The following is a 337-nucleotide window of genomic DNA, read 5'->3' as shown; positions in this document are numbered from 1 at the left end:
TCCTCGCGCTCATGCTCGCGGTGGCGCCGGCCGCCGGGTGCGCCCGGCTCTACGCGGCCGGTGCCCGCCGCCGACTCGCCGTCAGCCGCGGACTCAGCGAATTCGCCGCGTCCGTAAGGCCGTTGCTCCTCGGCGCCGTCGCCCTGTTCGCGCTTGCCCTGGTCGTCCTGCTCGGCCTGTCCGGAGCCGCGCTCGACCAGGACGTGGACTACGCCGGAGCAGGCGCCCTCGGCGTCCTTCTGCTGCTCGCCCGCCTCCTCACCGTCCATGGGCGCATGCACGCCCCCGCCGTCGTGCTCGGCGCGGCCGCGGCCGTGGAGACCCTCGCCGTCGCCAC

Annotated in this window: 1 pseudogene; it reads left to right on the top strand. The window is 76.3% G+C overall.

From position 1 onward, the window contains the following. Positions 1-337: pseudogene (locus tag G3I40_RS38710) on the top strand (hypothetical protein); the annotation flags it as partial.

Source organism: Streptomyces sp. SID14478, assembly GCF_010548525.1.
Lineage (GTDB): Bacteria > Actinomycetota > Actinomycetes > Streptomycetales > Streptomycetaceae > Streptomyces.
This window is presented reverse-complemented; position numbering and strand designations above follow the sequence as displayed.